Here is an 8196-nt window from a genome sequence, read left to right as displayed (position 1 = left end):
CACCCGCGGGTCGCGGGCCAGCTCAGCGATGCGGGCGATCGCGTCCTCGAGCAAGGTCTCGTGCCGCGGCGCCGGCGCCGGCTCCAGGCCGTCGGGGGCGACCTCGCGCACGCCCGCGTGCAGCACCGCCTCGTTCGGGTGGATCGCCACCCCCGCCACCATGCTCGGGTACTCGTGCGCCCAGCGCACGCTCACCTCCGCCGTGTCCAGGTCGCAGCCGATCTGCACCACCGCCTCGACACCGGCAGCCGCCCCTCGCTCCAGGTGACCGGCCACACCCGGGTCGGGGACGCCGTCGTCAAGCACGTCCGAGATCGACTCCAGGTGCGTGTGGTTGTCGATCACCGGTGCCGGCAACGGCTCCGGCTCAGCCGGCCACTCACCTCGCCTGCGGCCCATGCTCCCTCTCCCGTCGCCTGTCTGGTTTCAACGACAAATCGACCCGGGGTCGATTTGTCGTTGAAAGCGGTCTAGGGGTCGAGGCGCGGGAAGACGCCGGTCGGGGCGGGGAGCGGGCTACCCGGGGTCAGCGGGGTCGCCAGCTCAGCGAACTCGACGCGCTCCGGCAGCCCGAGCAGCGCGAGCAGGCGTCCGGCCGAGGTCGGCATCACCGGCTGCACGAGCGTCGCGACCACGCGGACCACCTCGAGCGTCACCGACAGCACCGTGGCCATCCGCGCCGGGTCCTCTCTGCGGAGCACCCACGGCTCCTGGGCCGAGAAGTACCGGTTGGTCTCCCCGAGCACCGACCAGAGCTCCTCGAGATACGCGCTGATCTGCTGCGCATCGATGTGCTCGCGCGCGGCCGGCAGCAGCCGCTCCAACCGCCCGAGCAGCGCGTGATCATCCTCGGTGTACTCGCCCGGGGTGGGGACCACGCCGTCGAGATTCTTGGCCACCATGCTCAGCGAACGCTGAGCGAGATTGCCCAGCTCGTTGGCGAGGTCGGCGTTGATGCGGGTCACCACGGCCTCGTGGCTGTAGGAGCCATCCTGACCGTACGTGAACTCCCGGCACAGGAAGTACCGCATCTGGTCGAGGCCGTACTGCTCGGCGAAGGCGAGCGGGTCCACGAAGCCGCCGTCGGACTTGGAGAGCTTCTTGCCCTTGTCATACAGGAACCCGTGGATGAACACCCGCTTAGGCAGCTCGATGCCCGCGCTCATGAGGAACGCCGGCCAGAAGAGCGTGTGGAACCGGGTGATGTCCTTGCCGATGATGTGCACGTCGGCGGGCCAGTAGCGGCGGAACGACTCCGACTCCACATCGGGATAACCGATGCCGGTGATGTAGTTCGTCAGCGCGTCCACCCACACGTACATCACGTGTGCCGGGTCGCCCGGGACCGGGACGCCCCAGTCGAACGTCGACCGCGAGATCGAGAGGTCCCGCAACCCCTGCTTGACGAACTGGGTCATCTCGTTGCGCCGGAAGTCCGGCCCGATGAACTCGGGCCGCTCCTCGTACAGCGCGAGCAGCTTGTCCGCGTACTCCGAGAGCTTGAAGAAGTAGCTCGGCTCCTCGGTCCAGGTGACGTCGGTGCCCGACGACGTCGCGACCCTCGTACCCTCGGGCGTCACCTCGGTCTCATCCTCGGTGTAGTACGCCTCGTCACGCACCGAGTACCACCCCGAGTAGGAGCCGAGATAGATGTCGCCGTTCGCCTCCATCGCACGCCAGATCGCCTGGCTCGCCTCGATGTGGTCGGCGTCGGTGGTGCGGATGAAGCGGTCGAAGTCGATGCCGAGGCCGCGCTGCATCGCCTCGAAGTTGTCGGAGTTCCCGCGCGCGAACTCGGCGGGCGTCAGCCCCAGCCGCTCCGCGGCCTGCATCATCTTGATGCCGTGCTCGTCCGTGCCGGTGAGATGCCGGACGTCGTAGCCGTCGAGGCGCTTGAAGCGCGCCAGCACATCGGTGGTGATGTACTCGTACGCGGTGCCCATGTGCGGGGCGCCGTTCGGGTACGCGATGGCCGTGGTGATGTAGTAGCTGGGACGCTCGGGCGCTCCAGGCTGAGCAGGTGCGGTCATGATGCGCCGAGCCTACCGAGGGAACGGGGCCTCGCCACGTCGCAGTACCACGACCGGCGCCGCCGAGTTCGGTGACTCGCCACGCCCGGCGAGCAGGAGGTTCTGCCCGGTTGCACCCGGCGAGCAGGAGGTTCTGCCCGGTATGAGGCGTGTATCCGGGCGCACCCCTGTTCGACGGAGGGCGGGCTTCGGCGCATGGGGCCAGGCGCTGAGCTGAGCGTTGGACGGAGCTGCAGCTGAGCTGTCGGCGGTCAGCCCGGCGCGCGGAGGTAGCGCAGGAACAGCATCGGGCCGCCCGGGAGGGCGTGCTGCAGGCGCATCGGCAGCGTGCGCTGCGGCCCGTGGGCGATCCGCCCGGCGGCACCGGACTCCAGCACCGGGCTGAGGGTGAGGTCGAGCTCGTCCACCGCGTCCGCGGCGATGAGGGAGCCGAACAGCGTGGGTCCACCCTCGCAGAGGACCTGCGCCAGCCCGCGCTCGGCCAGGTCCGCACGAGCAGCCACGAGGTCGACCGCATCCTCGCCGTGCACGAGCAGGTCGGCGACCTCCGCGAGCGCGTCGAGCCGGTCGCGCGGCGCGCCGGCATGCGTCAGCACGAGCGGTCGCACGGGGGCGTCGGTGAACACCGTGCTCCGGGGGTCGAGGTCGAGCGCGTGGGACACGATCGCGAGCGGCGGGTGCGGCGGCAGCCCGTTCTCGGTGCGCCACCGCTGAGCGTCCTCGTCGAGCCGGAGCCCGCCATAGCCCTCGACACGGATGGTGCCGGCTCCCACCATCACGACGTCGGCCAGTCGCCGCAGGTAGGCGAACACCTGCTGGTCCCACTCGTCGTTCAGCGGGCCGGAGCCGCCGTCGTGCCAGGCGGCGCCGTCGAGGCTCGAGACGAAGTTGACCCGCAGGTGCGGCACCGAGCGATCCGGGAGCGCGTAGTGATCGGACAGCTGCTGCTCGGAGAACATCAGTCGGTCTCCGCATCGATGTTGTGCTTCAGGTACGCCGGCTCACGCAGGCCCAGCACGGCCTCGGTCATGCGCACCACGTCCACGGTCTCCCGCACCTGGTGCGCCCGCACGATCCGGGCGCCCGCCTGCACGCACAGCGCCGTGGCGGCGAGCGTGCCGTACAACCGCTCCCCCTGGGGCCGGTCGATGCTCTCGCCCACGAAGTCCTTGTTCGACAGCGCCACCAGCATCGGCAGCCCGATCGCGGCCACCTCATGCAGCCGCCGGGTGATCTCCAACGTGTGCAGGGTGTTCTTGTTGAGGTCGTGGCCGGGGTCGATCACGATCCGGTCCTCGGCGATCCCGAGCGACCGTGCGTACTCCACTCGTTCGATCAGGTACGCCACTACCTCGGCCACCACGTCCTGGTACTGCGGGCGCCGGTGGTGCCGATGCGGCTCCCCCACCGAATGAGCGATCACGATCGTGGCGCCGGAACTCGCCACCACCTCAGCCAGCCCGGCCACCCGCAGACCCATGACGTCGTTGATGACGTCAGCACCACCATCGAGCACGGCCTGCGCCACCTCGGGGCGGTAGGTGTCCACCGAGATCACCACATCGGAGACAGCCCGGATCGCCTCGACCACCGGGAGCACCCGGTCGACCTCCTCCGCGACGGACACATCCGGGGTGTCCGGCGAGAACGGCAGTCCGCCGATGTCGACCCAGTCCGCGCCCTCCGCCACCGCACGCTGCGCCTGCGCCACAGCGGCCTCGAGCGCGAACGTGGCGCCGTGGTCGAAGAAGGAGTCCGGGGTGCGGTTGACCACTGCCATCACTGCAGTGCGCCGGGCGAAGTCGAAGGTCCGTGCCCCGATCCGGCGAGGCGCGAGGGCCGTCACCCTGTCCACCATGGAGCAGCGTGGGTGCGGATCGCGCTCATGACAGTCGGGTGAGGCCGCGCTTGAGGTTGCGGACCGCCTGCGTGATCCGCTGCTCGTTCTCGATCAGCGCGAACCGCACGAACCGCTCGCCGCCCGGCCCGAAGCCGACGCCAGGCGAGACCGCCACGTCGCACTCGTTGACCACGTGCGTCGCGAATTCGATCGAGTCCATCTCCTCGTACGCCTCGGGGATGCGCGCCCACGCGAACATCGTGCCCTTCGGCTTGAGGATGTCCCAGCCGATCCGCTGCAACCCGTCGTAGAGCGCGTTGCGCCGCGACTCGTAGATCGACGAGAGCTCTGCCGGGTACTCGGTCGCTTCGTTCAGCGTCACCGTCGCGGCGATCTGGATCGGCTGGAAGGTGCCGTAGTCGAGGTAGGACTTCAGCTGCGTGAGCGCCTTGATCACGTCGCGGCGGCCGACCATGAACGCCACCCGCCAGCCCGCCATCGAGAACGACTTGGTCATCGAGTACAGCTCGACCGCCACCTCGCCTGCCCCCTCGCACTGCATGATCGACGGTGGCTGCCAGCCGTCGAAGCACATGTCCGCATACGCGAGGTCGTGCACGAGCGCCACCTCACGCTCACGCGCCCAGTCCACCAGCCGTTGCAGATCGGCGAGCTCCACCGTGGTGGTCGTGGGGTTGTGCGGGAAGCTCAGCACCACCACCCGCGGCTTGGGCCAACCCAGGTCCCACGCCTCCATGACGCGGTCGATGTAGCCGGCGCCGTCGGTGCCGTCGCCGATCGGCACCTGCCGGGCGTCGGCTCCGGCAAAGTACGGACCCCAGATGTGGATCGGGTAGCTCGGAGTCGGCACGATCGCCGCGTCACCGGCACTCAGCAGCACCCACATCAGGTGGCTGAAGCCCTCCTTGGCGCCGATCGTCGAGATGATCTCGTGGTCGGGATCGAGCGTGACACCGAACCGCCGCTGGTAGTGGTTCGCCACCGCGAGGCGCAGGTTCGGGATCCCGCGCGAGGAGGAGTAGCGGTGGTTGCGCGTGTTGTGAGCAGCCTCCGCGAGCTTGTCGACGGCGATCTGCGGGCTGGGCAGGTCGGGGTTTCCGAACCCGAGGTCGATGACGTCCCGCCCGGCTCGACGGGCCTCCAGCTTGAGCCCGTCGATGATGGTGAACACGTACGGCGGCAGGCCGTTGATCCGGCGGAACTCCATGGGTGTGAAGGCTACCTGCCCGCATTGCGTCATACGCTCGGTGGCACCTTGCCCGCACCGTAGGACCCAAACCGGAGAGGCGACCCATGAGCCACCACCGCCCGCAGACCCACCGGGCCCTCGTCGTCGTCGACGTCCAGCCGACCTTCTGCGAGGGTGGCGCCCTCGCGGTCGAGGGAGGCAACGCCGTCGCCGCCCGAGTCGCCGCCTTCGCGGCGACCCACCGAGACGACTACGACACCGTCATCACCACCCAGGACTGGCACATCGACCCGGGCACTCACTTCAGTGACGAGCCGGACTTCGTGGACACCTGGCCGCCGCACGGCGTGGCCGGGACCGACGAGGCCGAGCTGCACCCCGCGCTCGCCGACCTGGCACCGGACCACTCGGTGAAGAAGGGCCGCTACGAGGCCGCCTACTCAGGTTTCGAGGGCGTCGACGTGGCCGGCCGACCGCTCGCCGACCTGCTCGCGAAGCATGCGATCGTCAGCGTCGACGTGGTCGGCATCGCCGAGTCGCACTGCGTCAAGCAGACCGCGCTCGACGCCGCGCGCCTCGGGCTGGTCACCCGGGTGTTGACCGACCTGACCGTGCCGGTGACGCCCGAGCAGGGTCAGGCCGCGCGCGAGGAGATGGCCTCGGGCGGCGTGCGGCTGGAGACTTCCGACCGCTGAGCAGAACTCAGACGGTGATCGCCACCAGCACGGCGATGATCGCGAGGACCACACCGATCCACTGCATCGGGATCCAGAACAGCGTGTGGATGTTGCGGAGGCGCTTGCCGACCGTGACAGATTCCTGCGCGAGCATGGCGTCGGCCTGAGCCTGTGCCTGCTCCTGCGAGGAGGGAGCAACCCCGGGAACGGCCTGGAACTGGCCGTTCGCGATGGCGAAGTTCAATTCTGCGCGCCGCTGCTCGGTCCAGGTCTCGGCCTTCTTCGCCGGGTTGATGACATTGAGCCACCAGCCGAGTGCAAAGATGCCGGCCGCACCGAGCAGCAGCCCGAGCCCGAGCATCAAGCCGTTGATCTCGCCCTCCGCGGCCACTGCCGAGCTGAGGCCGAAGCCGATGAGAGCTCCAACCGCGCCGATGAGGACTGCCAGGAAGCCGAAGCCACGCCAAATGATCACGGCGGGAGACTACTGGCTGCGATCGAGGTTCCGCGCGCTCCGCGACGGGTACCTCTGCCCAGGCCGTCAGCGCCCGATCTGACGCGGCCCGGAGTCCTCGGCCTTCTCGGCGATGAAGGCCGCGAGGATCTCGCCGCGCACCGTCATCAGCTTCTCCTTGACCGCCTTCTTCTCGCGGCGGGAGGCGCCGTCGTGCAGCAGCTCGGTGGCGTGCTGCAGGTTGTCCAGTCGACGTGCCCACTGCTGGGCCCGTGCCGCCTCGGCGTCGTCATCGGCACTGTCCGTGAGGTACGTGACCTGCTCACGCAGCGCACTGATCGTCGCGAGCATCCCGGCCGGTCCGCTCATGCGCTTGGCGAGCAGCTTGGTCACCGCGTCCTGGACGCTCTGCCCGATCTCGGGGTGCTCCTTCAGGTACTTCGCGACGACGGGGGCCGCGGTCCCCACGATCGTCGCCACGGTGGTCAGGAACTTGCGGTCGAGCGCCATCAGTCAGCCTCCTTCGACGAGCTCGACGAGCTCGCGTCACGATAACCCGCGCTCTGGTCCCGGGCCGCCAAGGCGGCCTGATAGAGCTCGCGGCGGCTGACACCAGAACGCTCGGCGACCGTGGTGGCCGCTTCCTTGAGGCGATGTCCTGAGGCGACGAGCGTGAGCACCTCACCCACGTGGTCGGCGGCCGTGGCAGGCTCGGGCACCATCCCGGCGACGACCACGGTGATCTCGCCCCGCACGCCGTCGGCGGCCCACGCTGCCAGCTCGGCCAGGCCGCCTCGCTTGACCTCTTCGTACGTCTTGGTCAGCTCGCGGCACACTGCGGCGTCCCGGTCGGCGCCGAACGCCTCCGCCATCGCCGTGAGGGTCTCGGCGATCCGGTGGGTCGCCTCGAAGAACACCATGGTGCGTGGTTCGGTGCCTAGCTCGGCGAGTGCCCGACGGCGTTCCCCGGCTTTGCGCGGAAGGAACCCTTCGAAGCAGAACCGGTCCGTGGGCAGACCCGAGAGAGCGAGTGAGGCGAGCACGGCGCTCGGCCCGGGCACCGCCGTCGTCCGCACACCGGCCTCGACCGCAGAGCGAACCACGCGGTACCCGGGGTCGGAGACGCCGGGCATGCCGGCGTCCGTGACGACCAGCACGGTGGCGCCGGCCGCCGCTGCCTCGACCAGCTCAGCGGCGCGAGCCGCCTCGTTGTGCTCGTGATAGCTCGTGACCCGGCCGCCGATCGTCACGCCCAGCCGGGTTGCGAGCGCCCGCAGCCGGCGTGTGTCCTCGGCAGCGACCACGTCTGCCTCGGCCAGCAGCCGCAGCAGCCTCGGCGGCGCGTCTTCGGCGTCGCCGATCGGTGTTCCTGCCAGCACCACGACCCCGGTCTCCGCCACGGCCCGAGTCTGCCAGCCCGGGACCTCGGTCCCGGGTGATCCCGCAGAAGTCAGGACCTCCGTCCCTGATTCGAAGGCATCTGCGGCGAAACAATTCTCATGAGCGCTCGACCACTCCACCCACTCCCGTAGAGGACAGAGCAATGACCACCACCCGCGACCACGCAGCCCAGGCCCCGACCGCCGCCAGCGCGGTCGTCACCCAGGAGTCGATCGTCACGAGCCCGCTCGCCCGCAAGGTGCTTGCGGTCGCTCGGATCATCATCGGCTTCTTCTTCCTCTGGCCGTTCCTCGACAAGACGTTCGGTCTGGGCTTCAGCACTCCCGCCGAGCGGGCTTGGATCAACGGCGGCACGCCCGCGCAGGGCTACCTCAACAACCTCGACCCGGCCCAGCCGTTGGCGAACTTCTTCCAGACCGCCTTCGCCAATCCGGTCGGCGACGTCATCTTCATGCTCGGCCTGCTGGGCATCGGCGTCGCGATGATCGCCGGCGCCGGCCTCCGGATCGCCGCGATCGGCGGCACGCTGCTCATGGCCTTCATGTACGTGGTGGCGCTTCCCTGGATCGCCGGCGGGACCAACC

General features: G+C 69.5%; 10 protein-coding genes. 2 read left to right on the top strand and 8 right to left on the bottom strand.

Annotation, left to right across the window (positions count from 1 at the left end):
• The 5 genes from ACOJSN_RS19655 to ACOJSN_RS19635 form a co-directional block, all read right to left on the bottom strand.
• A partial coding sequence (locus ACOJSN_RS19655) for a TatD family hydrolase (protein WP_420114175.1) occupies window positions 1-399 on the bottom strand: 399 nt, incomplete at its 3' end.
• Between the two features lie 71 nt (window positions 400-470).
• On the bottom strand, window positions 471-2030 hold the full coding sequence (gene metG / locus ACOJSN_RS19650; protein WP_420114174.1) for a methionine--tRNA ligase: 1560 nt from the start codon (window positions 2028-2030) through the stop codon (window positions 471-473).
• Between the two features lie 251 nt (window positions 2031-2281).
• Window positions 2282-2989: a pyrimidine reductase family protein gene (locus tag ACOJSN_RS19645; RefSeq protein ID WP_420114173.1), complete on the bottom strand. Its 708-nt coding sequence runs from the start codon at window positions 2987-2989 to the stop codon at window positions 2282-2284.
• The gene (gene folP, locus ACOJSN_RS19640; protein ID WP_420114172.1) at window positions 2989-3876 is read right to left on the bottom strand and encodes a dihydropteroate synthase; all 888 of its coding nucleotides are present in this window, start codon (window positions 3874-3876) and stop codon (window positions 2989-2991) included. The genes ACOJSN_RS19645 and folP overlap by 1 nt, the downstream gene beginning before the upstream one ends.
• A 37-nt stretch (window positions 3877-3913) precedes the next feature.
• On the bottom strand, window positions 3914-5098 hold the full coding sequence (locus tag ACOJSN_RS19635) for an aminotransferase class I/II-fold pyridoxal phosphate-dependent enzyme (protein WP_420114171.1): 1185 nt from the start codon (window positions 5096-5098) through the stop codon (window positions 3914-3916).
• Between the two features lie 86 nt (window positions 5099-5184).
• Here ACOJSN_RS19635 and ACOJSN_RS19630 point away from each other — a divergent pair, with 86 nt between their 5' ends.
• Window positions 5185-5775: an isochorismatase family protein gene (locus ACOJSN_RS19630; RefSeq protein ID WP_420114170.1), complete on the top strand. Its 591-nt coding sequence runs from the start codon at window positions 5185-5187 to the stop codon at window positions 5773-5775.
• Between the two features lie 7 nt (window positions 5776-5782).
• On the opposite strand, the gene ACOJSN_RS19625 is transcribed toward ACOJSN_RS19630, so the two are convergent.
• The 3 genes from ACOJSN_RS19625 to rsmI form a co-directional block, all read right to left on the bottom strand.
• Window positions 5783-6232 carry a hypothetical protein gene (locus ACOJSN_RS19625; protein WP_420114169.1) on the bottom strand — a complete coding sequence of 150 codons (450 nt, stop codon included), beginning with the start codon at window positions 6230-6232 and terminating at the stop codon, window positions 5783-5785.
• A gap of 66 nt (window positions 6233-6298) precedes the next feature.
• Window positions 6299-6721 carry a hypothetical protein gene (locus ACOJSN_RS19620; protein ID WP_420114168.1) on the bottom strand — a complete coding sequence of 141 codons (423 nt, stop codon included), beginning with the start codon at window positions 6719-6721 and terminating at the stop codon, window positions 6299-6301.
• Window positions 6721-7611 carry a 16S rRNA (cytidine(1402)-2'-O)-methyltransferase gene (gene rsmI, locus ACOJSN_RS19615; protein ID WP_420114167.1) on the bottom strand — a complete coding sequence of 297 codons (891 nt, stop codon included), beginning with the start codon at window positions 7609-7611 and terminating at the stop codon, window positions 6721-6723. The genes ACOJSN_RS19620 and rsmI overlap by 1 nt, the downstream gene beginning before the upstream one ends.
• 143 nt (window positions 7612-7754) lie before the next feature.
• Here rsmI and ACOJSN_RS19610 point away from each other — a divergent pair.
• The coding region (locus ACOJSN_RS19610; protein WP_420114166.1) for a DoxX family protein at window positions 7755-8196 on the top strand (442 nt) is incomplete at its 3' end.

This window comes from Pseudactinotalea sp. (assembly GCF_048594945.1).
Classification (GTDB): domain Bacteria; phylum Actinomycetota; class Actinomycetes; order Actinomycetales; family Beutenbergiaceae; genus Pseudactinotalea.
This window is presented reverse-complemented; position numbering and strand designations above follow the sequence as displayed.